We start from the raw sequence: 25,761 nt of genomic DNA, 5'->3' as shown, positions 1-25,761 counted from the left end.
GTAGACACACTTCGCGGGCAAATTCACGTATCTGCCTGCAGTTTTTCGAGCTAAAGAACGCTTGGCGAAGGGAGATCAAGACCATGGATTTCGCGCTCACCGATCAGCAGGAAGCCATTCGCGACGCCATCGCCAAGATCTGCGAAGGCTTTCCCGACGCCTATTGGCTGAAGAAGGACCACGACGGCGGCTTCCCGCACGACTTCCACAAGGCGCTGGCGGACGCCGGCTGGCTCGGCATCTGCGTGCCGGAAAAGTATGGCGGCTCCGGGCTTGGCATCACGGAAGCGGCGATCATGATGCGCACCATTGCCGAGTCGGGTGCCGGCATGTCCGGTGCCTCGGCAGTGCACATCAACGTGTTCGGGCTCAACCCCGTCGTCGTGTTCGGCACCGAGGAGCAGCGCAGGCGCATGCTGCCGCCGATGGTCCAAGGCCGCGAGAAGGCGTGCTTCGCCGTCACCGAACCCAACACCGGCCTCAACACCACCCAGCTCAAGACCCGCGCGGTCGCCAAGAACGACCGCTACATCGTCAATGGCCAGAAGGTGTGGATCTCGACGGCGCAGGTCGCGCACAAGATTTTGCTGCTGGCGCGCACCACGCCGCTGGAGGAGGTGCGCTCGCCTACCCACGGTCTCAGCCTGTTCTACACCGATTTCGACCGCAACAGGATCAAGGTCCACGAGATCGAAAAGATGGGCCGCAAGATCGTCGATTCCAACGAGCTGTTCTTCGAGGACTTCGAGATCCCGATGGAGGATCGCATCGGCGAGGAAGGCAAGGGTTTCGAGTACATCCTCGAAGGCATGAATCCGGAGCGCATCCTGATCGCGGCCGAGGCTGTCGGTTTGGGAAAACTCGCGCTGTCGCGCGCGACCGAATACGCCAAGACGCGCGTCGTGTTCAACCGGCCGATCGGCAAGAACCAGGGCATCCAGCATCCGCTTGCGGTGAACTGGGTCGAGCTCGAGGCGGCCTGGCTGATGGTGATGTCGGCGGCCTGGCAATACGACAAGGGCATGCCCTGCGGCGCCGCGGCCAATGCCGCAAAATATTTGGCGGGCGAAGCGGGCTTCTCGGCCTGCGAGCAGGCGGTGATGACCCATGGCGGCTTCGGCTACGCCAAGGAATTCCATGTCGAGCGCTATTTGCGGGAGGTGCTGATCCCGCGCATCGCGCCGGTCAGCCCGCAGCTCGCGCTCAGCTTCATCGCGGAAAAGGTGCTGGGGCTCGCGAAGTCGTACTGAACAAGTCGTACTGAACGGGTCTATTCGGCGGCGATCCGCTCCATCGCCATGGCGCGAAGCTTGGCGCGCTGGATCTTCACGCCGTTGGCGCTGTCGGTGACGGGGAAGGCGTCCACGACATAGATCCGCGCCGGCACCTTGTAGCCGGCGAGCCGCTCGCGCAGACGCGCGATCAGCGTCTCCTGGATGGGCGGCTCCGTTGTCGGGATCACGAAGGCGACGCAGCGCGCCTGGCCCTTGAGATCGATGGCGACGACCTGGGCGTCGGCGACACCGGTGCAGGATTTGAGCTCGTCCTCGATCTCACCGGGCGCGACCAGGAAGCCGCCGAGGCGCATCGCATCGCCGGCGCGAGTCTCGTAGACGAACGACCCGTCGCCGCGCAGCCGGCCGATGTCGCCGGTCCGGAAGAAGCCGTCGGCGGTGATCGCCTCGCGCGTCGCCTCCGGATTGTTGAAGTAGCCGAGGAAGCGCGAGGGCGCGCTGATCTCGATCTCGCCGGAGACGCCGCTGGCAGCGAGCTCGCCTGTCTCGACCTCGCGCACGCGGACTTTCGCCTCCGGCGACATCGGCCAGCCGCCGCCCTCGACCCGATCGGCAAAGGCATCGCCGGGGCGGCCGATCGAGAACAGCGCCTGCACCTCGCTCGATCCGTAGAGGCCATACAGCTTCATGCCGCGCGCTTCGGCTTCCACAGCCAGCTCGCGCCAGCCGGGCTGGAACGCGGCGAAGCCGCAGACTTCGAGATGCGGAAACGGGCGTGGTGCATCGGTGAGGGCGAGGATGCGCCGGAACATCTCGTCCGAACCGAAGGAATGCGTGATCCGTTGCGTGCTGAGGATCTTCAGCGCCGGCGCTGCCTCGAAGGCGTCGAGCACATGAATAGTCGCACCGGCGGCGAGGAAGCCGAGCAGGCTCGTCATGCCGAACGTGCCGCAGAACGGCAGCATCGCCAGCAGCGAATGACGCCGGGGATCGAGCTGGAGCGCGCGGGCGACGGAGACGGCGTGCGTCGCCAGCGTCGCTTGCGAATGCGCGACCAGCTTCGGCCCCTTGGTCGTGCCTGACGTGGTGTAGAGCAGCACGGGCAGATCGACATCATACTGGATCGGCGGAGGGGGCGGGTAAGGCGTCTCGAACGCATCGAACCGCACGCAGGGCCAGCGTGCGGGGATCGCATCCGCGCCGACCACGGCCAGCCGTTGCAGCGCGGGCACCTCGGCCTCGGCGACATCGGCGAGGATGGCGGCAAAGTCGATCGCGCGAAATGCGGCCTCGACGACCATGAGCTTCGCGCCTGATAGCTTGAGCAGGTGCGCGACTTCTGCGCTGCGATAGCGCGTATTGACGGCGGCGACGACCGCACCGAGCCGTGCGGCGGCGAACAGCAGTGCAAGCCATTCGACCCGGTTGACCAGCCAGACCGCGACGACGTCGCCCTTGCCGATGCCTTGCGCGGCTAGCCAGGCGGCTGTCTGCTCGACCTTTACCGAGAATTCCGCGCGAGAGACGGGCTTTCCGTCGAAGACCAGGGCAGGATCGGCGGCGGTCTCGATCCGGAGCAGCGATTGCAGCGAAACATCGTTGGCACTCATGGCCATCGGACTAACCCGATCGCGAAAACCTGTCTACTTGGTGCCGAACATCCGGTCGCCGGCATCGCCCAGGCCCGGCACGATATAGCCGTGGTCGTTGAGCCGCTCGTCGATCGCGGCGGTCCAGATCGGCACGTCGGGATGCTCGCTCTGGAACTTGGCGATGCCTTCAGGCGCGGCCAGGAGGCAGACGAAGCGGATGTCGCGGGCGCCGCGCGCCTTGAGCAGGGAGGCGCCGGCGCAGGCGGAATTGCCGGTCGCCAGCATCGGATCCATCAGGATCACGGTGCGGTCGGACAGGTCCTGCGGCGCCTTGAAGTAATATTCCACGGCCTGCAGCGTCTCCGGGTCGCGGTAGAGCCCGATATGGGCGATGCGCGCCGAAGGCATCAGCGCCAGCATGCCGTCGAGGAAGCCGACGCCGGCGCGCAGGATCGGGGCCAGCGTGAGCTTCTTGCCGGCGATCTTGGGCGCCTGCATGGCCGCAATCGGCGTCTCAATCTCGACCAGCTCCAGCGGCAGGTCGCGCGTCACCTCGTAGCCGAGCAGCATCCCGATCTCGTTCAGGATCTCGCGAAAGCTCTTGGTCGAGCGGTCCTTCTCCCGCATCAGGGAGAGCTTGTGCTGGACCAGGGGGTGGGCGACGACGTTGACGTTGCTGGTGCTCATGAAACCGCTCTACACGGTTCCGTGAATCTGCGCCAGATCGGCCAGGTGGTTTTAGGCAACGCCTTTTCCGCGGGGTAGCCGGCCTCAACCGGGCAGCGCGACTGCGCTGCGCGCGCGGTTGCTTGCCTCATAGGCAGCCATGGTCAGCTCGCGGTCGATCGCCGCGCGCATGGCGTCCATGGCTCCCCGGCGCAGGCGCCGCTTTGCGGTGGCATGCGACGGCTTGTGGATGGCGCGCAGGCCGGTGATGATCGTCTCGATCGTGGCGTCGACCATCTCAGGTGCAACCACGCGATCGAGAAAGCCGGCCGTCTGCGCCTCCTCTGGCTCGTACATCTCGCCCAGCGTGACGGTACGGCTGAGCCAGGCCGGATGCAGCCGGCTGCGCGCGAGCTCGATGGCAAAGCTGGGCGGCGCGATGCCGATCGCCACCTCGTTCAGCCCCATGCGGTGCGGTCCGCGCACGCCCAGCCTGACGTCGCAGGCGAGCAGCAGGAACGTTCCCATCGGGTAAGCATGGCCCTCCATCACGCCGATGGTCGGATGCGGAAACGACATCAGCCGCAGCGCAAGCTCGGCGCCGGCCCGGACCATCTCGAGGCTCCTGGCGGCATCGCCCGAGGCGAACACTTTCAGATCGAAGCCCGCGGAAAAGATGCCGGGCCGGCCCGAGCGCAGCACCACGATCTCCGCCTCCGTCTCGGCGCGGTCGAAGGCGGCGCCGATCTCGCCCAGCATCGCGGCCGACATCACGTTGACCTTGCCGTCGTCGAGCCCGATCCGCGCCACGCCGTCGTTCAGTTCATAGGTCACTCTCTCAGGCATCTGCCTCTCTCCGTCAGTTGTCATGCCTTGACTGTCGGAGGCTGATGTAGACCAATCAATATAATTTCCGAGCGGAGGAGAGTACCATGCCGGCCGTGCCGAAGCACCGTCAGCCCATCATCAATGCCGCGGTGACGCTATTCCGCCGCCAGGGATTTGCCCGCACCGGCCTCAACGACATCGTCGACGTCAGCGGCGCGCCGAAGGGGTCGCTCTATCATTACTTTCCGGACGGAAAATCCTCGATCGCGGTGGCGGCGGTGGAGGAGGCGGGCCGCCGCGTCGCGGCGACGGTCGCCGAGCTCGCGGCAGAGTGCGGTTCGACCGGCGAGCTCTTGCGCGCGCACGCCAGACTGCTGGCAGGCTGGATGCAGGGCTCCGGCTTCCGTAACGGCTGCCCGATCACGACCGTGCTGCTCGAGCTTGCGCCGCGCGAGCGCGCCGTGTCGGAGGCCGGTCGCAAGGCCTATGCGGCACGGCTATCGATCCTGCGTGACAAGCTGGTCGCCGACGGGTTTGCCAGGCCGCGGGCGGAGGCGCTGGCGGTGCTCTGCACGTCGGCGCTCCAGGGCGCGCTGATCCAGGCCCGCGTCGAGCGCAGCGGCCGGCCGATCGAGGTCACCGCGTCGGAGCTGGCGCGACTGATCGAGGCGGAGGTGAGGCGCTAGCCGCCGAGGCCGCGAAAAGTCATGACATCTGCAATGCCGGTCAGGCCTGGAGATGCCAGATATGGATTGCGGTCCTCAGCGCGATCAGCGCGGTGAGCACGCTGCCCATCGACAGCATGGCCAACCCATCCAGGGCGATACGCTCGAGTCGAGCTTTGCGCAGCTTCGATATGCGCAACTGCTGTTCAGCCCTCAGACGGGGGCGTTCAAAGCCGAGAATCGGCGTCGGCATTTCTCGTGTCCTTTCAGATGCGTCTAGCGGGAATTGTGGCAGGCGACCGGCTCGTAAAGCGGATCCACCATAGGGCACACCGACGGAACGCTCGGCCGCGACACTTCGATGGCCAGCGTCCGGACTTCGACGAACGCCGACAACAGAGAGAGCGCGAGGTCGGCATGGCGCGCCTCGACCGCGGAATCCAGCCAGTCCGGCAGCTCGCGCTCGCGCGACAGCGCGCAATGCCACTCGCCGTCATCGTAGGCGATGCGGCGGACCTGCCACATCGGCAGCTCGAGCTCCATCAGCGCCAGCGCCGCATCGGCCCAGGCTTCCGCATCGATCAGGCGCATGACGCGGGCTGCGCGTTCGCTCCGGCCCAGCGACGGCAAGCGTCGGCAGGCGCGACCGATGATGTCGAGCATCAGCGGCCGCGTCATTGAATGGGCCTTGCGCAGCTGTTCGGCGAGCGAGGGGAGATCGAGCGGGTGGAGAGCGGTCATGGCAGGCCTCCTGGAATTGGCGTCGGTCAGTCGGCCGGCCTCGCCAAGATGGCGGGAAGAGCATTTGAAAACGAGAGAGGGATTGGGCGAGAGATATAGGGATTCCATAAGCGGCCGGGCCTTCCCGGTCAGCGGACTCGTAGCGGCAGCCCGTGCGCACGCCTCGTCCTTCGAGACGGCGCTGACGCGCCTCCTCAGGATGAGGCTCATCGGCGTCAGTGCCCGCTGAAACTATGGCCGCACTCCGCCCTCATCCTGAGGAGCCCGCCCCAAGCGGGCGTCTCGAAGGATGGCTGCGGGGAAAGCTCTCAGGCGCGATAGCCCTGCACCGGGACGGGCCGGCCTTTATGAGATTCCTATAACGTCGCCATAGGCCTCATCTCGAAAACTTATGGGCACGGTGGCACTTCACCGCGGTGACGTCCCGCCCGTGCCGCGCTCGATCGCAGCAAGCGGCCCGCCGGGATCCAGAGACGGGCTATCCCGGACTCGTCTCTCCTAAGGAGTATCGCCATGATGGACCTTTTGATGCTGGCGTTGGGCTTCATCTTCTTTGCCCTTGCGATCGGCTACACCTATGCCTGCGAACGGCTGTGAGGGAGCGGGACCATGATCTTCGATTATGCGCTCGCTGGCGCCGTCTCGTTCGGCCTCCTGATCTATCTCACCTATGCACTGCTGCGGCCCGAGCGGTTCTGACGCCGTGCTGCTGCTCGCAAAATTGCTGCTGGCCGAGGCTGCGCTCGTCGCGGGCCTGCTCGCGCCGCTCCTGCCGCTTTTGCGCCGGACCAAAAGCCTGAAGGGTTGATGCCATGACTGCGATCGGTTGGTTCCAGATCATTCTTTTCTGCGTCATCATCGTCGCGCTGACCAAGCCGCTCGGCTGGTACATGACGCGCGTGTTCAACGGCGAGCGCACCTTCCTGCCGCCCGTCCTGCGGCCGATCGAGGCCGGCATCTATTGGATCTCCGGCGTCGACGAGAAGCGCGAGCAGCACTGGCTGACCTACACGGTCGCGATGCTGCTGTTTCATGTCGGTGGCTTCCTCATCATCTACGGCCTGATGCGGCTGCAGGCCGTGCTGCCGTTCAATCCGGCCGGTCAGTCCGCGGTCGCCGAGGATTTGTCCTTCAACACCGCGATCTCCTTCATCACCAATACCAACTGGCAGAACTACGGCGGCGAGAGCACGCTGTCCTATCTCGTCCAGATGGTCGGCCTGACCCACCAGAATTTCCTGTCGGCGGCGACCGGTATCGTGCTCGCGGTCGCGCTGATCCGTGGCTTTGCCCGCGCGTCCATGCGCACAATCGGCAACTTCTGGGTCGATGTGACCCGCTGCACGCTCTACATCCTGCTGCCGATCTGCGTCGTGTTCACGCTGTTCCTGGTCTGGCAGGGCATCCCGCAAACGCTTGGCGACTACGTCGAAGCGACCACGCTCGAAGGCGCCAGGCAGACCATCGCGGTCGGCCCGGTCGCCTCGCAGGTCGCGATCAAGATGCTCGGCACCAACGGCGGCGGCTTCTTCAACGCCAACGCCGCGCATCCCTTCGAGAATCCGACCGCGCTGTCGAACTTCGTGCAGATGCTGTCGATCTTCGCGCTCGGCGCGGCGCTCACCAACGTGTTCGGCCGCATGGTCGGAAACCAGCGCCAGGGCTGGGCGATCCTCGCCGTGATGGGCGTGCTGTTCGTCGCAGGCGTCGCCGTTTGCTATTGGGCTGAAGCCAGCGGCACCACGACCCTGCATGCACTCGGCCTGACCGGCGGCAACATGGAGGGCAAGGAAGTCCGCTTCGGCATCGTTGCGTCCTCGCTGTTCGCGGTGATCACCACCGCCGCGTCGTGCGGCGCCGTGAACGCCATGCACGACAGCTTCACCGCGCTCGGCGGCATGATCCCGCTGATCAACATGGAGTTAGGGGAGATCATCGTCGGCGGCGTCGGCGCCGGCCTGTACGGCATGCTGCTGTTCGTCGTTCTCGCGATCTTCGTGGCAGGCCTGATGGTCGGCCGTACGCCGGAATATGTCGGCAAGAAGATCGAGGCGCGGGAAGTCAAGATGGCGATGCTCGCCATTCTCGTCCTGCCGCTGATGATTCTCGGCTGGGCCGCCGTCGCTGTGGTTTATCCCGCGGCGGTGGCGTCGATGGCGAATGCCGGACCGCACGGCTTCACCGAAGTGCTGTACGCCTTCACGTCGGGGGCGGCCAACAACGGCTCGGCCTTCGCGGGCCTCACCGGCAACACGTTGTTCTACAATCTCACGCTCGCCAGCGCGATGTTCGTCGGTCGCTTCTTCATGATCGTTCCGGCCATGGCGATCGCAGGCTCGCTCGCCGCGAAGAAGTCGATCCCCCCGTCGATGGGCACCTTTCCGACCACCGGAGGCCTGTTCGTCGGCCTCGTCGTCGGCGTCATCCTGATCATGGGCGGCCTGACCTTCTTCCCGGCGCTCGCACTCGGTCCCATCGTCGAGCATCTCGCGATGAACGCCGGCAACGTCTTCTGATCTCGCTTTTCGGAGTGACCTCCATGGAACCTGTCCACAAATCCAACAAGCGCATGCCGGTCTCGGCGATGCTGGATCCCAAGATCGTGATGCCGGCGATCGGCGCTGCCTTCACCAAGCTCGATCCGCGCGCCATGATCAAGAATCCCGTGATGTTCGTGGTCGAGATCGTGGCCGCGCTCACCACGGTGATCTTCCTGCGCGACCTCGTCACCGGCGGGGAGAATCTCGGCTTCACCTTCCAGATCATCCTCTGGCTGTGGTTCACCGTGCTGTTCGCCAATCTCGCCGAAGCCGTCGCCGAGGGCCGCGGCAAGGCGCAGGCCGAGACGCTGCGCAAGACCCGCACCGAGAGCCAGGCCAAGCTCCTGAGCGGCGCGGGCCGGGACTACAAGCTCGTGTCAGGCACGAGCCTGAAGGTCGGCGATCTCGTGCTGGTCGAGGCGGGCGACACCATCCCCTCGGACGGCGAGGTGGTCGAGGGCGTCGCCTCCGTCAACGAGGCCGCCATCACCGGCGAGTCCGCGCCCGTGATCCGCGAATCCGGCGGCGACCGTTCGGCGGTGACGGGCGGCACGCAGGTGCTGTCGGACTGGATCCGGGTGCGCATCACCGCCGCGCAGGGATCGACCTTCATCGACCGCATGATCAAGCTGGTCGAGGGCGCCGAGCGGCAGAAGACGCCGAACGAGATCGCGCTCAACATCCTGCTCGCCGGCCTCACCATCATCTTCGTGTTCGCCACCGTCACGATCCCGAGCTATGCCGCCTATGCCGGCGGCTCGATCTCGGTGGTCGTGCTGGTGGCCCTGTTCGTGACGCTGATCCCGACCACGATCGGCGCGCTGTTGTCGGCGATCGGCATCGCCGGCATGGACCGCCTGGTGCGCTTCAATGTGCTGGCGATGTCGGGCCGCGCGGTCGAGGCCGCCGGCGACGTCGACACGCTGCTGCTCGACAAGACCGGCACCATCACGCTCGGCAATCGGCAGGCGACGGCCTTCCGTCCCGTGCGCGGCGTCACGGAGCAGGAGCTGGCGGATGCCGCCCAGCTCGCCTCGCTGGCGGACGAGACGCCGGAAGGCCGCTCCATCGTCGTGCTGGCCAAGGAGAAGTACGGCATCCGCGGCCGCGACATGGCCGAATTGGGCGCGACCTTCGTTCCGTTCACGGCGCAGACCCGCATGAGCGGCGTCGACGCCGGCGGCTCGTCGGTGCGCAAGGGCGCGGTCGATGCGATGCTGAACTATGTCGGCCGCGGTGCACCGCTGGCGGTTGCCTCGGGCAGCACCGCGCGTGCCCTTCAGCCCGGCGGGCTTTCTGAGGTTGGCCGCGAGATCCAGACCATCGCCGATGAGATATCGAAGGCCGGCGGCACACCGCTGGCGGTCGCCAGGGACGGCAAGCTGCTCGGCATCGTCCAGCTCAAGGACATCGTCAAGGGCGGTATCCGCGAGCGCTTCGCCGAACTCCGCCGCATGGGCATCCGCACCATCATGATCACCGGCGACAACCCGATGACGGCGGCCGCCATCGCCGCGGAAGCCGGCGTCGATGATTTCCTGGCGCAGGCAACGCCCGAGGACAAGCTCAAGCTGATCCGTGACGAGCAGGCCAAGGGCAAGCTGGTGGCGATGTGCGGCGACGGCACCAACGACGCCCCGGCGCTCGCCCAGGCCGATGTCGGCGTCGCGATGAATACCGGCACTCAGGCCGCCCGCGAGGCCGGCAACATGGTCGATCTCGACTCCAACCCGACCAAGCTGATCGAGGTGGTGGAGATCGGCAAGCAGCTCCTGATGACGCGCGGTGCGCTGACGACGTTCTCGATCGCCAACGACGTCGCCAAGTATTTTGCGATCATCCCGGCGATGTTCCTGGCGTTCTACCCCCAGCTCAACGTCCTCAACGTCATGAACCTGTCGAGCCCGCAAAGTGCCATCCTGTCGGCCATCATCTTCAACGCGCTCGTCATCATCGCGCTGATTCCGCTGGCGCTGAAGGGCGTCGCCTATCGCGCCGTCGGTGCCGGCGCGCTGCTCCGCCGCAACCTCCTGATCTACGGCCTCGGCGGCATCGTCATTCCCTTCATCGGCATCAAGGCGATCGACCTCGCGGTGACCGCCTTGCACTTGGCATAACCGGTCATTGCGAGGAGCCCTTGCGACGAAGCAATCCAGACTGCCTCCGTGGAAAGACCCTGGATTGCTTCGCTTCGCTCGCAATGACGGAAGACATAGGAGACCCAACATGCTCAGAGAAATCCGCCCCGCCATCGTCCTCTTGCTGGCGCTCACTGCTATCACGGGCCTTATCTATCCGCTCGCAATGACCGGCATTGCCGGCGCGCTGTTTCCTGTGCAGGCGCAAGGCAGCCTGATCGAGAAAGACGGCAAGGTGATCGGCTCCGCCCTGATCGGGCAGGAGTTCAAGGACGACAAGTACTTCCACGGCCGCCCCTCGGCGACGCTGGCGCCGGACCCGAACGATTCGACCAAGACGGTGCCCGCGTCCTACAACGCCGCCAATTCGGGCGGCTCCAATCTCGGTCCGACCAGCAAGGCGCTGGCCGACCGGCTGAAGGAGGATGTGGCCAAGCTCAGGGCCGAGAATCCGAACGCCCCCGTGCCGGTCGACCTGGTGACGACTTCGGCCAGCGGCCTCGACCCGAACATCTCGCCGGAAGCGGCGCAATTCCAGGTGCCGCGCGTGGCGAAGGCGCGCAATCTGCCCGAGGATCAGGTCAAGCAGCTCGTGACCGCCAGCACCGAAGGCCGCCTGCTCGGCCTGCTCGGCGAGCCCCGGGTTAACGTTCTGGCCTTGAATCTCGCGCTCGATCGCATGGCCGCGAAGTAGCGGTCTAGGCTCGCAGTGGACGGGTGATTATACTGGCAAGATGGTCCGAGAGCGTCGCCATCCCGAACAACGTCCGTCACCGGAGGCCCTGCTGGAAGCGGCGCGCCGGGAGGAGGGTGCGAGCGGCAGGCTGAAGATCTTCGTCGGCGCCGCTCCCGGCGTCGGCAAGACCTACGAGATGCTGCAAAGCGCCCAGGCCAAGCGCAAGGCCGGCATCGATGTCGTGGTCGGCTTCGTCGAGACCCATGGCCGCGCCGAGACCGAGGCGCTGGTGCGCGGCCTCGAAGTGGTCCCGCGCAAGCGGCTGGACTACCGCGGCCAGATCGTCGAAGAGATGGACCTCGACGCGGTGATCGCGCGGCGGCCGCAGATCGCGCTGGTCGACGAGCTCGCCCACACCAATGCGTCCGGAAGCCGCCATCCCAAGCGCTATCTCGACGTGGAGGAGCTGCTCTCGCACGGCATCGACGTCTATACCGCCGTCAACATCCAGCACATCGAGAGCCTGAACGATGTCGTTGCCCAGATCACCCATGTCCGGGTGCGCGAGACCGTACCGGATTCGGTGTTCGACCGAGCCGACGCGATCGAGCTGATCGACCTCACGCCAGACGACCTGATCCAGCGCCTGAAGGAGGGCAAGGTCTATGTGCCCAAGCAGGCCGAGCGGGCGCTGGAGCATTATTTCTCGCCGGGCAATCTCACGGCGCTGCGCGAGCTCGCACTGCGGCGCACCGCCGAGCGCGTCGACGAGCAGCTGCTCAACCACATGCAGGCGAATGCGATTCCGGGGCCCTGGGCGGCGGGCGAGCGCATCCTGGTCTGCGTCAGCGAGGACCCGCGCGCGGCCGGCCTCGTGCGCTACACCAAACGATTGGCCGACCGGCTGCATGCGCCGTTCACCGCGATTTCGATCGAGACGCGGCGATCGCTGCAATTGTCCGACGAGGAGCGGGATCGGCTGGCCGACACGCTGCGGCTTGCGGAATCGCTCGGCGGCGAGGCGCTGACCATTCCCGCCGTCGGCCGCCGTATCGCTGATGATCTCATCGGTTTCGCGCACGGCAACAACGTCACCCAGATCGTGATCGGCAAGTCGACGCGCTCGCGCTGGTTCGAGATGACGCGCGGCTCGGTCGTGCACGATCTGGTGCGCCGCGCGGGCAATATCAGCGTTCACGTCATCCCCGGGAACGAGCTTTCCGAAGAGGCCGCGCCCAAGATGGCGGTGCAGACCGCCGCACGATCCGAGCCGTTCGATTCCTTGCCTTTTCTCAAGGCGCTTGGGATCGTGCTTGTGGGTCTCGGCGCTGCCAAGCTGATCCAGCCCTATTTCGGCATCGAGAACGTCGATCTCGTGCTGCTGACCTCGGTCGTCGCGGTTGCCGTGCGCTACGGCCTGTGGCCCTCGCTGCTGGCCACGGTGGCGGCCTCGCTCTGCTACAATTTCTTCTTCATCCCGCCGATCTACACCTTCACGATCACCGACCCGACCAATGTCGCCGCTTTCGTGCTGTTCATGGTGGTGGCGATGATCGTCTCCAATGTCGCGGCGCGCGTGCGCATCCAGGCCGACACCGCGATCGGCCGGATCAGGATGACCGAGCAACTCTATGCCTTCAGCCGCAAGCTGGCCGGCACGGCCACGCTCGACGACGTCTTGTGGGCGAGTGCCTACCAGACCGCATTGATGCTGAAGGTCCGCGTGGTGCTGCTGTTGCCGGATGAAGGCCTGCTGACGGTGAAATCAGGCTATCCACCCGAAGACGAGCTCGACCAGGCCGATCTTGCCGCCGCCAATTGGGCCTGGAGCAACGATCGCCCGGCCGGCCGCGGCTCGGACACGTTGCCGGGCGCAAAACGGCTGTTTTTGCCGATGCGCACCGGCCGAGGGCCGATCGGTGTGATCGGCATCGACAACGATCGCACCGGCCCGCTGCTGACGCCGGACCAGCGGCGGCTGCTCGATGCGCTGGTCGACCAGGGCGCGCTCGCGATCGAGCGTGTGCTGCTGGTCGAGGACATGGACCGCGTCAAGCGCACCGTCGAATCTGAGCGGCTGCGCTCGGCGCTGCTCACCTCGATCTCGCACGATTTGAAGACGCCGCTCGCCTCGGTGTTAGGGGCGGCCTCCACCATGCGCGATCTCGCCGGCGCGCTCTCGGACACCGAGAAGCGCGATTTGCTCGCCACCGTGATCGACGAATCCGAGCGGCTCAACCGCTTCATCGCCAATCTGCTGGACATGACCAAGCTCGAATCCGGCGCCATCGTGCCCTAACACAGCGCTGCACGATCTCAGCGAGATCGTCGGCAGCGCGCTCCGGCGCGCCAGCAAGATCCTCAGCCGCCACAAGGTCGAGCTGGTGCTGGCCGCCGAGCTGCCGATGCTCCAGCTCGACGCCGTGCTGTTCGAGCAGGTGCTGTTCAACCTGCTTGACAACGCCGCGAAATACGCGCCCCCCGAAACCACGATCTCGATCCGCGGCCGGCGCGACAGCGCTCATGTCGTGCTCGAGGTCGCCGACGAGGGCGCCGGCATTCCACCGGACGAGCTCGAGAGCGTGTTCGACAAGTTCTATCGCGTGCAGAAGGGCGATCACGTCCGTCCCGGCACCGGGCTCGGGCTTGCCATCTCCCGCGGCTTCGTCGAGGCGATGCGCGGCACGATCTCCGCCGCCAATCGCAGCGAGCGGAGCGGCGCGGTCCTCACCATTCGCCTGCCGGTTCCGGCAGAGAGCCACGCATTGGATACCGCCGCATGAGCGCTGCTCCGATCAAGGTCCTGGTCATCGACGACGAGCCGCCGATCCGCAAATTGCTGCGGATGGGGCTGACGACCCAGGGCTACGAAATCCTGGAAGCGCCGAACGGCAAGACGGCGCTGCAGAAACTTGGCGAGGAGCCGGCGCTGATCATCCTCGATCTCGGCCTGCCCGACGTTCAAGGCCATGAGCTGCTCCGCACCATCCGCGCCCGCAACGACGGCGTGCCGATCGTGGTGCTGTCGAGCCGCGGCGACGAAGCCGGCAAGGTCCAGGCGCTCGATCTCGGCGCCGACGATTATCTCACCAAGCCGTTCGGCATGGAGGAGCTGCTGGCGCGCCTGCGCGCCGCGCTGCGCCACCAGCTTCAGGTCAAGGGCGAGCGCCCGGTGTTCCGCACCGGCGATCTCTCGGTCGATCTCGTTCGCCGCATCGTCAAGGCCGGGGATCGCGAGGTGAAGCTCTCGCCGAAGGAATACGACCTGTTGCGGGTGCTGGTGCAGCACGCCGGCAAGGTGCTCACCCACCGCTTCCTGCTGAAGGAGCTGTGGGACGAATTGACCGACGCGCAATATCTGCGCGTCTATGTCCGCCAGCTTCGCCAGAAGATCGAAGCCGATCCGGAACGGCCGCAATACGTGCTGACGGAGACCGGGATCGGGTATCGGCTCAAGGCGGGGGAATAGACCCCGGCTGTCATTCCGGGACGCGCCCGTTGGCGCGGGCCCGGAATCCATTTCTCTGCCCGTCGCGCTTGGCACGATGGATTCCGGGCTCGATGCTTCGCATCGCCCCGGAATGACGAACTAACCCGCCTTCCTGTGCCTTGCCGTCGACCGGTGCGCCTTCTTCGCGCTGCGGTGCCGTCCGGTCGCGCGGCGCGCATGGGACTTCGCCGCCGTCTTCTTCCCGCCGCGTCCCTTCAGGCTCTGCTTCAGTGCGTCCATCAGGCTGACGACGTTGCTCGGCCGCTCCTCGGGCTCGGGCAGCTCGATCTTCTTGCCGCTGGCCTTGCGCTTCACCAGGGCCTTCAGCGCGTCCTCGTATTCGTCCTTGAACTTGCTGGGATCGAAATGCGCCGCCTTGGTCTGCAGGATGTGACCGGCGAGCTCGACCATGTCCTTGGTGATCTTCGGGCTCTTGATGTCGTCGAAGAACTGGTCCTCCTCGCGCAGCTCGTAAGGGAAACGCAGCGTGGTGCCGAGCAGGCCCTTGCCGCGCGGCTCGATCGCCATGACGTGCTCGCGATTGGTCAGAACGATCTTGGCGAGCGCCACGCGCTCCTGGTCCTTCATCGCGTCGCGGATCACCGCGAACGCATCGACCGCCGCCTTGCCGTCGGGCGCGATGTAATAGGGATGGTTGAGATAGCGCTGGTCGATCTCCTCGCGTGGCACGAAGCTCTCGATATCGATGGTGTGATTGCTCTCGATCTGGACCGCCTCGAGCTCCTCCGGCTCGATCTCGACATACTTGCCCTTGCGCACTTCGTAGCCGCGGCCCTTCTGCTCGCTCTCGACGACGTCGCCGGTCTCGGAATCGATCATCTGCTGCTTGAGCCGGTTCCCGGTCTCGCGGTTGATCAGGTGAAATCGCGTCTTCTCGGCCGCGGTGGTCGCCGGATAAAGCACGACCGGGCAACTGACCAGCGACAGCTTCAACGTTCCCTTCCAATAGGCGCGCGGGGCCATTCCATTCTCCAGCGTTTTCAAGGCGTTTTGGAACCCCAACCGCCCCATGGGGTTTTGGTTCCGGGCGGGACTTTCGCCGTGATAGGCTTCAAGTGCCGAACGAGAAGCGGGACCGGACGTGCTGCAGAAACTCTCCACCTACCGACAGAAGCGGGACTTCGAGAAAACGCCGGAGCCATCGGGCAAGACCGCCGTGGCGCCATCGAAACAGCGGCGCTTCGTCATCCAGAAGCATGATGCGACCCGGCTGCACTACGACCTCCGGCTCGAATTCGACGGCGTGTTCAAGTCCTGGGCGGTGACGAAGGGGCCTTCGCTCGATCCCCACGACAAGCGGCTTGCAGTCGAAGTCGAGGACCATCCGCTCGATTACGGCGATTTCGAAGGCACGATCCCCGAAGGCCAGTACGGCGGCGGCACCGTGATGTTGTGGGACCGCGGCACCTGGGAATCGGACGATCCGGAAGCCGGCTTCAAGAAAGGCGATCTGAAGTTCACGCTCCACGGAGACAAGCTGCAGGGAAGCTGGGTGCTGGTGCGGATGCGAAACCGTGGCGGCGAGAAGCGGACCAACTGGCTCTTGATCAAGCATCGTGACGAGTATGTCCGCGAAGGCGCGGACAACGATATTCTCGAGCAGGACAAGTCCGTCGCCTCGGGCCGGGCGATGGAACAGATCGCGGAGGGAAAGGGCCGCGCGCCGAAGCCGTTCATGCTGGCGAAGGGGACCAAGGGCAAGGCCGACGCGGTCTGGCAGTCCAATCGTGCCGAGGAGACCAAAGGGCGGACGGTGAAGCCGGCGCCGCGCACCGCGTTGAAAGCCGGCAAAGCGGCGAAGAAAACTGCCACGACCGCGGCGAGGGCCAAGACGGTGTCAGAGATGCCGGATTTCGTTGCGCCGCAGCTCTGCACGCTGGTCGAGCGGCCGCCCGGAGACGAGGGCTGGTGCCACGAGATCAAGTTCGACGGCTATCGCGTCCAGCTCCGGGTCGAGGACGGCGAGGCGACGCTGAAGACGCGCAAGGGCCTCGACTGGACCAGCAAATTCGCCTCCATCGCCGAGGAAGCCGCCGCGCTGCCGGACGTGATGATCGACGGCGAGATCGTCGCGCTCGACCACAACGGTGCGCCGAACTTCTCCTCGCTGCAAGCTGCGCTGTCCGATGGCAAGACCGACGACCTGATCTTCTTCGCCTTCGATCTGCTCTTCGCGGAAGGGCAGGACTACCGTCGGCTGCCGCTTGGGGAGCGCAAGGCGCAGCTCAAGAAGCTGCTGGAATCGCGCAAGCGGAAATCGAGCCAGCTCCGCTATGTCGAGCATTTCGAGAGCGGCGGCGATGCCGTGCTGCAATCGGCCTGCAAGCTCGAGCTCGAAGGCGTGGTGTCGAAGAAGCTGAATGCGCCGTATCGTTCGGGGCGCACCGAGAGCTGGGTCAAGTCGAAATGCCGCGCCGGCCACGAGGTGGTGATCGGCGGCTACAAGACCACCAACGGCAAATTCCGCTCTCTGATGGCCGGCGTGCAGCGCGGCGATCATCTCGCCTTCGTCGGCATGGTCGGCACCGGCTTTGGCGCTGACAAGGTCAAGCGCATCATGCCGGCGCTGAAGGCGATTGAGAGCAAGGAAAGCCCGTTCGGCGGCAAGAATGCGCCGAAGAAGACGCGGGACGTGCACTGGCTGAAGCCGGAGCTCGTCGCCGAGATCGAATTCGCGGGCTTCACGGCCGACGGCAATATTCGCCAGGCGGCGTTCAAGGGCCTGCGGCAGGACAAGCCGGCCAAGGAGGTCGAGGCGGAGACGCCCGTCGACACCGAGCTCGCCGAGCCCAAAACCAGGAAGCCAGCGCGCGCGAAGGCGAGCGGGCGAGTGAAGCAGACCGCTCAAAATGCCGAGGTCATGGGCGTCGTCATCTCCAAGCCGGACAAGCCGCTCTGGCCGGATGACGGCGATGGTGGCGCCGTCACCAAGCTGGACCTTGCCCGCTACCTCGAAGCCGTCGGCGAATGGATGATCGTGCATCTCAAGGGCCGGCCGTGCTCGCTGATCCGCGCGCCTGATGGCATCAAGGGCGAATGCTTCTTCCAGCGCCATGCGATGCAGGGCACGTCGAACCTTCTTGAGCTTGCGCGGGTCTCCGGCGACCGCAAGCCGTATCTTCAGATCGACCGGATCGAAGGGCTCGCCGCGGTGGCGCAGATCGGCGGCGTCGAGCTGCATCCCTGGAACTGCGCGCCCTATGCCTATGACACCCCGGGCCGCCTGGTGTTCGATCTCGACCCCGCCCCCGACGTGGACTTTCCCGAGGTGGTCGAGGCGGCGAAGGAGATGCGGCAGCGGCTCGCCGATATCGGCATGGACAGCTTCTGCAAGACCACCGGCGGCAAGGGCCTTCACGTCGTGGTGCCGCTGCTCCATGGCGCGCGCGACAAGGTGAGCTGGAAGGAAGCCAAGGCCTTTGCGCAAGGCGTCTGCCAGTGGATGGCGGACGACGATCCCGAACGCTATCTGCTCAACATGTCGAAGAAGCTGCGCAAGGGAAAGATCTTCCTGGATTATCTGCGCAACGACCGCATGTCGACGGCGGTGGCTCCGCTGTCGCCGCGAGCGCGCGCCGGCGCAACCGTGTCGATGCCGGTCACCTGGGCGCAGGTGAAGAGCGACCTCGATCCCAAGCGCTATACGCTGCGCACCGTGCCGGCCCTGCTGGCGCGATCGAAAGCGTGGGAGGGTTACGACGATGCCGCCGTGTCGATCAAGGCCGCGATCAAGAAGCTGGCGGGGAAGGTGAAGTAGGTCTGCCGCTGTTGCGGCGAAGGCGGGTGTCGTAGGGTGGGCAAAGCGGAGCGTGCCCACCACCTTGTTTCGTTCGAGCGAAGTGGTGGGCTTGGCGTGTTGCGCCTTAGCCCACCCTACGGAGCCAGTACTAGATCCTTCCCATCAGGATCAGGATCAGCAGAATGACGATGACAAGCCCGAGGCCGCCGCCGCCGTAATAGCCGGTGCCATAGAACGGCCCGCCGCCGATGCCGCTGAAGCCGCCGAGCAGGGCGATGATCAAGATGATCAGAATGATCGTGCCGATTGACATACGAATCTCCTCCAGCCCTTCGTAAGAAGGGTCATTGCAAACCTGTCCCGTTGTGCGGGAGCAACTTGCCGTAGGTTGTAAAGTTCCGGCCTTGAAACACAGCCGGGGGATCAACTTGCATGGAACCTTTGTTGGTCGACCCGGCATGATTATGTGACGTCAGTCAGAAGAGGCAGGACCATGTCAGCACCGCTCGTCGTCTCGATTCCGCATCGTCTCGGCCGCGAAGAAGCGGTGCGCCGGCTCAAGACGGGGCTTGGCCGCGCCGCGGCGAGCCTTCCCGTGATGCAGGTCGAGGAGGAACGCTGGAGCGGCGACACTCTGGCCTTCCGCATCCGCGCGCTCGGCCAAGTCGCGACGGGGCAGATCGATGTCGGCGACGATCAGGTCCGGGTCGAGGTGGTGCTGCCCTGGCTGCTGCAGCGCTTCGCCGAGATGGCGCAGGCCACGATCAGGAAGCGCGGCCAATTGCTGCTGACCAAAGACGGGGAGAAGTAACTTTCAGGCGCGCACGCGTTGCCGCGGCGCCCTGACAGCATTCGCCGTTCGGGCCGCGATGACCAAGGCAGGACAGTCACGGAAGGCCTGCGCGAGCGGCAAGTCGTTGCCGGCAAGGCCGGGCACGGCATAGCCCGTGATGTCGATGGTGGCGTCCATAGCTTCGGGTGCGGGCCATTCCCGGCCCGCTTGGCTGAAAGGCGCGAAATGACGCCCGACAACGACGATCGCGGCGGCGCGGCCATGACGACGCGCGAAGGCGATGACATGGTCGGCATGGGCGCCCCGTACCTCAAGCGGCTGGTAGTCGCCCTGCGCGAAGACGTCGGCCAGCTCGTTGCGCAGCTTGAGCAGATGCCGCGTCCAGGCCAGCTTGAGCTTGCCGTCCGGCCAGCTCTTGATCAGGTCGCTCCAGTCCGGCGCTTCCAGTGATGGCAGCGCCGCGTGGCGCGCGGCGAAGTCCACCGGGCGGCGGTTGTCGGGATCGACCAGAGACAGGTCCCAGAATTCGGTACCTTGATAGAAGTCCGGCACGCCCGGCAGCGTCGCCTTGAGCGTGAGCTGGCTCAGCGAGTTCAGCGTGCCGAGCAGCGAGACGCGGCGCGCCAGCGTCTGCAAGGCCTGAAGGAATTCCGCGGACTGGTCGGGGTCGAGGATCTTCGCGATGAAGTCGCGGATGCCGTTCTCATAGGCTTCATGCGGGTTGAGCCAGCTCGTCTCCTCCTTGCCCTCGCGCGCGGCCTTGAGAGCATAGGCCTGGATGCGCTCGATGAAGGCGGCATCGGCCGGCGCTTGAACCGGCCAGACACCGAGCAGGGTCTGGTAGAGCATGTATTCGAACGTTGCCGACGGCGCGCGGAAATTGCCGTGCAGCGTGAGGTGCGGGGCGTTCAGCACCTTCCAGCGCGCCACCGCGCTGGTCCATTCACCGGGAATCTCGCTGAGCGATGCGATGCGCGTGCGCGCATCCTCGCCACGCTTGGTGTCGTGGGTGGCGGTTGCGGTCATGCCTTGCGGCCATTCCCTGGCGCGGCCCTGCATGGCCTGATGGAAGGCGGGAATGCTGAGGCCGGTGCTGGCGGGGTCGCCGCCGACCTCGTTCAGCGCCAGCAGCCGGTGGAATTGATAGAACGCGGTGTCCTCCAGCGACTTTGCCATCATCGGGCCGGTGAATTGCTGCACCTTCAGCGCGAAGCGGCGCACGCGCGGGGCGCTGTGCGGCGGACGGCCCGGCTTGAGCAAGTCCATGGTCAAGGCATCGCGCAGGAAGTCGAAAATGCCTTCGTCGGCGGCGAACCAGTCGCGGCGAGCGCGCGCGATGGTGTCGTCGATCAGCTTGCGGTCCGACGCGGTGGGACCGCTGTGCGTCAGGTAGGTGCGATAGACCGGGAAATGCAGCACATAGAGCTCGAGCGCTTGCCGCAGGCTGTCGGCCGAGAAGTCCCGCGTCGAATAATGGCCGTTGGCGATGCGCGCAAGCAGGCGCGTCAGCACGGTGAACTCGCTGGTGAGCAGCGTCTCCAGCACGCGCCGCTTGGCGTCCTTGACGTAAGGCACAAGCCGCGGCGGCCGGTTGCTGATCTGCCGCCAGGTCTCGTCCAGCGCCTCCAGCCCCCTGGGATCGACCAGCACATGAGTGATGACATTCATCCATTCATAGCCGGTGGTGCCCTGGACGCCGGCGAAATGCGGCAGGCGTTCGTGCTCGCACAGGATCTTCTCGATCACGGTATAGAAGGGCTTTGCGTTGCCCTGCGCGTCGCGCACCAGGCGGCGCAGCCGCTGGCAATATTGGGCCGGGTCGCGCAGGCCGTCGATGTGATCGAGCCGGATTCCCTGCAATTTGCCGTCGGCGATGAGCTGCTTCACCAGCCGGTGCGTGGCGGCAAACGTGCTCGCGTCCTCGACGCGCAGGCCGGCGAGGCCGTTGACGTCGAAGAAGCGGCGATAGTTGATGTCGCTGGAAGCAAGCCGCCAGTGCCCGAGCTTGTAGTGCTGGCGCTCCAGGAGGTGATGCAGCGTCAGCGTTTGTGCCGGGCGGTCCTTGCCGGCGCGATAGGCGGCAAGGCCGCGCTTGATGACCTCAGTGGCACCTGCGATCTCCTTGAGCTCGGACTTGAAGCCGGGAGCTTCCTTGCGATTGGGGCGCCGCAACCCTGTGTAGCGGGTCGCGAGCGACAGCAGGCGCTTGCCGGGCTCCATTTCCGCCGCGTCCGCCTCCTTGACGACGATCCGCAGCATCTCGCCATAGCGCTCCGGCGCGATCGGTAAGCGGTGCTCGAAATACCAGGCGGAAAAAGTCCCTTCGGCCGGGTCGTAGCGCAGCTCGATGTCGCCGCGCTCCAGCGCCTCGCCGTAGGACGCGCCGAGGATCGGCAGCAGCACGCCGCCGCGGGCGCGGTAGGCCAGCTGGTCCCAGTCAATGTCGAAGGACGCGGCGTGCGGCGAGGCCTGGCCCCATTCCAGCACGTCGAGCCACCAGGGATTGTCGGCAAAATGCACGCCGACATGGTTGGGGACGAAATCGATGATGAGCCCGAGATCGTGCTGCTGAAGCGCCTGGCTCAGCCGCGTAAAGCCGGCCTCGCCGCCGAGCTCGGGATTGAACTGGCCGTGATCGACCGTGTCGTAGCCATGGGTCGAGCCTTTGCGGGCCTTCATCACCGGCGAGGCGTAGAGATGCGTGATGCCCAGCGCCTTGAGATAAGGAACGACCGCGGCGGCCTTGTCGAAATCGAAATCCGCGGTGAGCTGGAGCCGGTAGGTCGCGAGCGGAATGGCGGGAGGCATTCTAACCTCCGAGGCGCCAAACCACCGACCAGGGCGTGAGCCGCTCGCCGGTTCCGCCGCCCCAGATCGGCGTGCCCGCGCTGACGCTGGAGGTGATCTCGTGATCCGACAGGTTGGCGGCAAGACGCAACGTGGTGCCGTCGCCCATGCGCCAATGTGCGGTGACGAGGCCGTTGTCGGCCGCCTCGGCATCACCGAAGCTTGCGCCCTTCAGCCGCGGCACGATCTGCTTGCGACGAACGCCGAGCAACTCCCGCACCAGCGCGAGCCGCGCTTCCTGTTGCGGCGTGCGGCCGGTCCAGTCGAGCACGGCCGATTGCAGCGTTGCCGGATCGAGCGGGTCGGGCACCTCGTCACCGTATTTCTCGTAAGCCCAGGCATATTCGCGCTTGCGTCCCTTGCGCACGGCATCGGCGAGGCCGCCCTGGAAATCGCAGAAGAACGGGAAGGGGACCGTCGAGCCCCATTCCTCGCCCTGAAACAGCATCGGCACCATCGGCGCGAGCAGGGTGACCGCGAGCGCGGCCTCGATCTGCTGTGGCGATGCCAGGCTTTCCAGCCGCTCGCCCAGCGGGCGATTGCCGATCTGGTCGTGGTTTTGCAGGAAATTGACGAAGGTCGCCGGCGGCAGCTGGCCGCTCGGCTCGCCGCGCGGCTTCTTGCCCCAGAATTCCGAGATCTCGCCCTGATAGACGAAGCCGGAGGCGAGCGCGCGTGCCAGATCCATGCGCGGCGTCTGGTAATCGCCATAGTAACCGGCATGCTCACCGGTCAGCATCACGTGCCAGACGTGATGATAATCGTCGTTCCACTGCCCGCGATATTTGCCGTTCGGCGGGTCCTGCGCAGCGTCGAGCAGGCTGGCGCGGTTGTCGCCGTTCTCCAGCACGAGATGGATGTGGCGTCCCGTGGCCTTGGCAAGCTCGCCGGTGGCAACGCTGAGGTCCTGCAGCATGGACTGCTCGCCCGGGACAGCCATGATGTGGTTGGCGGCGTCCAGCCTGAGGCCGTCGAAGCGGTAGTCACCGAGCCAGGACAGCGCGTTCTCAACGGCGAAGGCTCGCACCTGCGGCACGCGATAATCGATCGCGCTGCCCCACGGCGTGTGCGCATCGGTGAAGAAGGTCGGCGCGTAACGGCCGAGGTAGTTTCCTTCCGGGCCGAAATGATTGTAGACGACGTCGAGGAACACCATCAGCCCGCGCAGATGCGCCTCGTCGATCAGCGTCTTCAGGTCTTCGGGCCGGCCATAGGCGCTGTCCGGCGCATACCACAGCACGCCGTCATAGCCCCAGCCGCGGCGTCCTGCGAAATCGGCGAGCGGCATCAATTCCAGCGCATTGATGCCGGTCGCGGCGAGGTGATCGAGCTTGTCGATCATGGCGCGATAGCTGCCTTCGGAAGTGAAGGTGCCTACATGGGTCTCGACCAGCACCGTCTCTTCCCAGGGACGGCCCCGCCAATCGCGCGCGCGCCAGACGAAGGCATCGTGATCGATCACCTCGCTCGGGCCGAACACGTCGTCGGGCTGGAAGGCCGAAGCGGGATCCGGCACGTCGATGTCGTCGTCGATCCTGAACTTGTACTTGCTGCTAGATGACAAGCCGGCGATCTCGGCGACGAACCAGCCATCCTGCCGGCGCTGCATCGCGTGCCTGCGGTCGAGCAGGAGATCGACGCGGCGCGCGGCCGGCGCCCACAGCCGGAACGACACGCCGTCCTTCGTCGGCCTCGCCCCGAAGGATGGCCTCATAGCGCGCCTGCGAAGGCGAGCACGGAGCGCGGCGGCGCCTTGCTGTCGCTCCCCGGCAGGAAGTCGATCGTATTCAGCTTGGCATCGGTCGTGTTCAGCAGCTGCTGCCAGCTCTTGTATTCGGTCATTTTGGGCAATTTGAATGCGATCTCTTCGGGAGCGGCGTTCAGTACGATAAAGATCGCAGCTCCACCCGGTTCCATCGGGCCCATCACATAGGAGAGAAACCGCCCATCCGGGAATGTCCAGTCGCTCTCCGTCATCTCGTTGCCGGCGGGAGTCAGCCACAATGCGCCGTAGGAGACGCCGTCCTTGGGCCGGCCGTCGAGCCAGCGATGGCTGCGCAGCTGTGAGAAACGGCGGCGGATGTCGGCGAGCTGGGCGACGAAGTCGATCATGTCGTCGCCGTCCTTGCCGAGATTGTCCCAGCCGACCCAGCCGACCTCGTTGTCCTGGCAATAGGCGTTGTTGTTGCCGGATTGCGAGTTGCCGACCTCGTCGCCGGCGAGGATCAGCGGAACGCCCTGGGCCAGCATCAGGCAGGCCAGCACGTTCTTGCGCAACTGGCGGCGCAGGCTGATGATCTTTGGATCGTCTGTCGGGCCCTCGACGCCGCAATTGTTGCTGTGATTGTCGTTGGAGCCGTCGCGATTGTCCTCGCCGTTGGCCTCGTTGTGCTTCTCGTTGTAGCTGAAAAGGTCGGCGAGCGTGAAGCCGTCGTGGACGGTGATGTGGTTGATGCTGGCGCGCGGCCGCCGTCCGTCGTGGTTGAACAGGTCGGAGGACGCGGTCATGCGGCTGGAAATGTCGCCGATCAGGCTGCCTTCACCGCTCCAGTAGCGGCGCATGGCGCTGCGGTAGCGGTCGTTCCATTCCGACCATTGCGAGGGAAAGGCGCCGACCTGATAGCCGCCGAGGCCGAGATCCCACGGCTCGGCGACGAGCTTGACCGAAGCCAGCACCGGGTCCTGCCGTACCGCGGTCAGGAACGAGCTGCCGCGATCGAAACCGTTCGGCCCGCGCGCCAGCGTTGTGGCGAGGTCGAAGCGGAAGCCGTCGACATGGCAGACCTCGACCCAGTAGCGCAGGGAATCCATCACCATCTGCAGCACGCGCGGATGGGTGAGGTTCACCGACGAGCCGCAGCCGGTGAAGTCGTCGTAATAGCGCGGGTTCTCGCGGTTCAGCCAATAATAGGAGGCGTTGTCGATGCCGCGATAGCACAGCGTCGGACCGAGATGATTTCCCTCGGCGGTGTGGTTGTAGACGACGTCGAGCATCACCTCGATCCCGGCGTCGTGCAGCCGCGCCACCGTGGTGCGGAAGGAATCGAGCGCGTTGTCCTGCGCGTAGCGCGGCTCGGGCGCAAAGAACGACAGCGTGTTGTAACCCCAGTAATTGGCGAGCTTCTTTTCCACCAGGATGCGGTCGTCGACGAAGCTGTGGACCGGCAGCAGCTCGACCGTGGTGACGCCGAGCTTCTTCAGGTGCTCGATCATCGCGGGCGATGACAAGCCGCCATAGGTACCGCGCAAATTCGGCGGCACGTCCTCGCGCTTCTGCGTCAGGCCCTTGACGTGGGCCTCGTAGATGATCGTGTCTTCCCAGGGAATATTCGGCCGGATCTCGCGGCGGCCCCAGTTGAAGGTCTCGTCGACCACGACGGCCTTGGGCATGCCGCGCGCATTGTCGCGCCGGTCGAACGACAGGTCCTCGCGCGGGCTTCCGGTGCGGTAGGCGAAATGCGCATCGCTCCAGACCAGGCGCCCGGCAAGCCGCTTGGCGTAGGGGTCGAGCAGCAGCTTGTTGGCGTTGAAGCGATGGCCGTGCTCGGGCTCGTAGGGGCCGTGCACGCGATAGCCGTAAAGCTGGCCCGGCGAGACGTCGTTGAGATAGCCGTGCCAGACATCCTCGGTCTTCTCCGGCAGCTCGATGCGCTCAAGCTCGCGGCGGCCTTGCGTGTCGAACAGGCAGAGCTCCACCTTCTGCGCGTTGGCGGAGAACAGCGCGAAATTGGTGCCGCGTCCGTCCCAGCTTGCGCCGAGCCGTGCGGGCGATCCGGCAGTCAGGCGCATC

General features: G+C 65.6%; 19 protein-coding genes and 1 pseudogene. 10 read left to right on the top strand and 10 right to left on the bottom strand.

Annotated features, from left to right (window positions below; genetic code table 11):
* Positions 1 to 83: 83 nt before the first annotated feature.
* Entirely contained in the window at positions 84 to 1,250 is a 1,167-nt protein-coding gene (locus ABIA40_RS21800; protein WP_404543203.1) for an acyl-CoA dehydrogenase family protein, read from the top strand.
* A gap of 20 nt (positions 1,251 to 1,270) precedes the next feature.
* Here the strand turns inward: ABIA40_RS21800 and ABIA40_RS21795 are convergent, their stop codons facing one another.
* The 3 genes from ABIA40_RS21795 to ABIA40_RS21785 form a co-directional block, all read right to left on the bottom strand.
* A complete protein-coding gene (locus ABIA40_RS21795) occupies positions 1,271 to 2,845 on the bottom strand; it encodes an AMP-binding protein (RefSeq protein ID WP_404546299.1) in 1,575 nt (524 codons plus the stop codon).
* A gap of 33 nt (positions 2,846 to 2,878) precedes the next feature.
* Positions 2,879 to 3,514 carry a uracil phosphoribosyltransferase gene (upp, locus tag ABIA40_RS21790; RefSeq protein ID WP_172786898.1) on the bottom strand — a complete coding sequence of 212 codons (636 nt, stop codon included), beginning with the start codon at positions 3,512 to 3,514 and terminating at the stop codon, positions 2,879 to 2,881.
* Between the two features lie 84 nt (positions 3,515 to 3,598).
* Positions 3,599 to 4,339, bottom strand: a complete 741-nt coding sequence (locus tag ABIA40_RS21785) for a crotonase/enoyl-CoA hydratase family protein (protein WP_404543202.1) — start codon at positions 4,337 to 4,339, stop codon at positions 3,599 to 3,601.
* A gap of 86 nt (positions 4,340 to 4,425) precedes the next feature.
* Here ABIA40_RS21785 and ABIA40_RS21780 point away from each other — a divergent pair, with 86 nt between their 5' ends.
* Positions 4,426 to 5,007, top strand: coding sequence for a TetR/AcrR family transcriptional regulator (locus tag ABIA40_RS21780; protein ID WP_275497078.1), 582 nt, complete (start codon positions 4,426 to 4,428; stop codon positions 5,005 to 5,007).
* Between the two features lie 40 nt (positions 5,008 to 5,047).
* Here ABIA40_RS21780 and ABIA40_RS21775 read toward each other — a convergent pair whose 3' ends face one another.
* Together ABIA40_RS21775 and ABIA40_RS21770 are read right to left on the bottom strand one after the other, a co-directional pair.
* Positions 5,048 to 5,239 carry a hypothetical protein gene (locus ABIA40_RS21775; protein ID WP_157281804.1) on the bottom strand — a complete coding sequence of 64 codons (192 nt, stop codon included), beginning with the start codon at positions 5,237 to 5,239 and terminating at the stop codon, positions 5,048 to 5,050.
* A gap of 23 nt (positions 5,240 to 5,262) precedes the next feature.
* Entirely contained in the window at positions 5,263 to 5,727 is a 465-nt protein-coding gene (locus ABIA40_RS21770; protein ID WP_404543201.1) for a hypothetical protein, read from the bottom strand.
* A gap of 609 nt (positions 5,728 to 6,336) precedes the next feature.
* Between ABIA40_RS21770 and ABIA40_RS21765 the strand changes: the two genes are divergently transcribed.
* From ABIA40_RS21765 to ABIA40_RS21740, 6 genes and pseudogenes are all read left to right on the top strand, one after another.
* The gene (locus ABIA40_RS21765) at positions 6,337 to 6,426 is read left to right on the top strand and encodes a K(+)-transporting ATPase subunit F (RefSeq protein ID WP_035698142.1); all 90 of its coding nucleotides are present in this window, start codon (positions 6,337 to 6,339) and stop codon (positions 6,424 to 6,426) included.
* A 113-nt stretch (positions 6,427 to 6,539) separates the two neighbouring features.
* The gene (kdpA, locus tag ABIA40_RS21760) at positions 6,540 to 8,243 is read left to right on the top strand and encodes a potassium-transporting ATPase subunit KdpA (RefSeq protein WP_404543199.1); all 1,704 of its coding nucleotides are present in this window, start codon (positions 6,540 to 6,542) and stop codon (positions 8,241 to 8,243) included.
* A 23-nt stretch (positions 8,244 to 8,266) separates the two neighbouring features.
* Positions 8,267 to 10,384 (top strand): potassium-transporting ATPase subunit KdpB, encoded by a 2,118-nt coding sequence (gene kdpB, locus ABIA40_RS21755; RefSeq protein WP_275508596.1) that lies wholly within the window; start codon positions 8,267 to 8,269, stop codon positions 10,382 to 10,384.
* Positions 10,385 to 10,493: 109 nt separating this feature from the next.
* On the top strand, positions 10,494 to 11,099 hold the full coding sequence (locus tag ABIA40_RS21750) for a K(+)-transporting ATPase subunit C (RefSeq protein WP_404543198.1): 606 nt from the start codon (positions 10,494 to 10,496) through the stop codon (positions 11,097 to 11,099).
* Positions 11,100 to 11,139: 40 nt separating this feature from the next.
* Positions 11,140 to 13,864: pseudogene (locus ABIA40_RS21745) on the top strand (DUF4118 domain-containing protein).
* Complete coding sequence (locus ABIA40_RS21740; protein ID WP_271542004.1) at positions 13,861 to 14,550, top strand: response regulator; 690 nt, start codon at positions 13,861 to 13,863, stop codon at positions 14,548 to 14,550. The pseudogene ABIA40_RS21745 and the gene ABIA40_RS21740 overlap by 4 nt, the downstream one beginning before the upstream one ends.
* Before the next feature lie 120 nt (positions 14,551 to 14,670).
* Here ABIA40_RS21740 and ABIA40_RS21735 read toward each other — a convergent pair whose 3' ends face one another.
* Positions 14,671 to 15,555 (bottom strand): Ku protein, encoded by an 885-nt coding sequence (locus ABIA40_RS21735; RefSeq protein ID WP_157281790.1) that lies wholly within the window; start codon positions 15,553 to 15,555, stop codon positions 14,671 to 14,673.
* A gap of 118 nt (positions 15,556 to 15,673) precedes the next feature.
* Between ABIA40_RS21735 and ligD the strand changes: the two genes are divergently transcribed.
* Positions 15,674 to 18,349 (top strand): DNA ligase D, encoded by a 2,676-nt coding sequence (gene ligD, locus ABIA40_RS21730; protein WP_404543196.1) that lies wholly within the window; start codon positions 15,674 to 15,676, stop codon positions 18,347 to 18,349.
* Between the two features lie 130 nt (positions 18,350 to 18,479).
* On the opposite strand, the gene ABIA40_RS21725 is transcribed toward ligD, so the two are convergent.
* Positions 18,480 to 18,644, bottom strand: coding sequence for a DUF3309 family protein (locus ABIA40_RS21725; protein ID WP_009798696.1), 165 nt, complete (start codon positions 18,642 to 18,644; stop codon positions 18,480 to 18,482).
* Between the two features lie 180 nt (positions 18,645 to 18,824).
* Here ABIA40_RS21725 and ABIA40_RS21720 point away from each other — a divergent pair, with 180 nt between their 5' ends.
* Positions 18,825 to 19,142, top strand: a complete 318-nt coding sequence (locus ABIA40_RS21720) for a polyhydroxyalkanoic acid system family protein (protein ID WP_404543194.1) — start codon at positions 18,825 to 18,827, stop codon at positions 19,140 to 19,142.
* A gap of 3 nt (positions 19,143 to 19,145) precedes the next feature.
* Here ABIA40_RS21720 and treY read toward each other — a convergent pair whose 3' ends face one another.
* Genes treY through glgX form a run of 3 tightly spaced genes read right to left on the bottom strand, consistent with a single transcriptional unit; the run spans position 19,146 to position 25,760 of the window.
* Positions 19,146 to 21,932 carry a malto-oligosyltrehalose synthase gene (gene treY / locus ABIA40_RS21715; RefSeq protein WP_404543192.1) on the bottom strand — a complete coding sequence of 929 codons (2,787 nt, stop codon included), beginning with the start codon at positions 21,930 to 21,932 and terminating at the stop codon, positions 19,146 to 19,148.
* A 1-nt stretch (position 21,933) separates the two neighbouring features.
* Complete coding sequence (gene treZ / locus ABIA40_RS21710; protein WP_404543191.1) at positions 21,934 to 23,685, bottom strand: malto-oligosyltrehalose trehalohydrolase; 1,752 nt, start codon at positions 23,683 to 23,685, stop codon at positions 21,934 to 21,936.
* A complete protein-coding gene (gene glgX / locus ABIA40_RS21705; RefSeq protein ID WP_404543190.1) occupies positions 23,682 to 25,760 on the bottom strand; it encodes a glycogen debranching protein GlgX in 2,079 nt (692 codons plus the stop codon). Before glgX ends, treZ begins: the two co-directional genes overlap by 4 nt.
* Position 25,761: the final 1 nt, after the last annotated feature.

Origin of the sequence: Bradyrhizobium sp. USDA 223 (assembly GCF_044909005.1) — a bacterium.
GTDB lineage: Bacteria > Pseudomonadota > Alphaproteobacteria > Rhizobiales > Xanthobacteraceae > Bradyrhizobium > Bradyrhizobium yuanmingense.
Note: the sequence above shows the minus strand (reverse complement) of the source record. Positions and strands in the feature narration are given on the sequence as shown.

What these genes read in the sequence shown, in the direction of transcription:
- ABIA40_RS21795 (WP_404546299.1), bottom strand. Translation starts at nt 2,845, where the DNA reads ATGAGTGCCAACGATGTTTCGCTGCAATCGCTGCTCCGGATCGAGACC.
- ABIA40_RS21720 (WP_404543194.1), top strand. Translation starts at nt 18,825, where the DNA reads ATGTCAGCACCGCTCGTCGTCTCGATTCCGCATCGTCTCGGCCGCGAA.
- treZ (WP_404543191.1), bottom strand. Translation starts at nt 23,685, where the DNA reads ATGAGGCCATCCTTCGGGGCGAGGCCGACGAAGGACGGCGTGTCGTTC.
- kdpA (WP_404543199.1), top strand. Translation starts at nt 6,540, where the DNA reads ATGACTGCGATCGGTTGGTTCCAGATCATTCTTTTCTGCGTCATCATC.
- ABIA40_RS21765 (WP_035698142.1), top strand. Translation starts at nt 6,337, where the DNA reads ATGATCTTCGATTATGCGCTCGCTGGCGCCGTCTCGTTCGGCCTCCTG.
- glgX (WP_404543190.1), bottom strand. Translation starts at nt 25,760, where the DNA reads ATGCGCCTGACTGCCGGATCGCCCGCACGGCTCGGCGCAAGCTGGGAC.
- ABIA40_RS21785 (WP_404543202.1), bottom strand. Translation starts at nt 4,339, where the DNA reads ATGCCTGAGAGAGTGACCTATGAACTGAACGACGGCGTGGCGCGGATC.
- ABIA40_RS21800 (WP_404543203.1), top strand. Translation starts at nt 84, where the DNA reads ATGGATTTCGCGCTCACCGATCAGCAGGAAGCCATTCGCGACGCCATC.
- treY (WP_404543192.1), bottom strand. Translation starts at nt 21,932, where the DNA reads ATGCCTCCCGCCATTCCGCTCGCGACCTACCGGCTCCAGCTCACCGCG.
- ABIA40_RS21775 (WP_157281804.1), bottom strand. Translation starts at nt 5,239, where the DNA reads ATGCCGACGCCGATTCTCGGCTTTGAACGCCCCCGTCTGAGGGCTGAA.
- ABIA40_RS21780 (WP_275497078.1), top strand. Translation starts at nt 4,426, where the DNA reads ATGCCGGCCGTGCCGAAGCACCGTCAGCCCATCATCAATGCCGCGGTG.
- kdpB (WP_275508596.1), top strand. Translation starts at nt 8,267, where the DNA reads ATGGAACCTGTCCACAAATCCAACAAGCGCATGCCGGTCTCGGCGATG.
- ABIA40_RS21750 (WP_404543198.1), top strand. Translation starts at nt 10,494, where the DNA reads ATGCTCAGAGAAATCCGCCCCGCCATCGTCCTCTTGCTGGCGCTCACT.
- ABIA40_RS21740 (WP_271542004.1), top strand. Translation starts at nt 13,861, where the DNA reads ATGAGCGCTGCTCCGATCAAGGTCCTGGTCATCGACGACGAGCCGCCG.
- ABIA40_RS21725 (WP_009798696.1), bottom strand. Translation starts at nt 18,644, where the DNA reads ATGTCAATCGGCACGATCATTCTGATCATCTTGATCATCGCCCTGCTC.
- ABIA40_RS21735 (WP_157281790.1), bottom strand. Translation starts at nt 15,555, where the DNA reads ATGGCCCCGCGCGCCTATTGGAAGGGAACGTTGAAGCTGTCGCTGGTC.
- ABIA40_RS21770 (WP_404543201.1), bottom strand. Translation starts at nt 5,727, where the DNA reads ATGACCGCTCTCCACCCGCTCGATCTCCCCTCGCTCGCCGAACAGCTG.
- upp (WP_172786898.1), bottom strand. Translation starts at nt 3,514, where the DNA reads ATGAGCACCAGCAACGTCAACGTCGTCGCCCACCCCCTGGTCCAGCAC.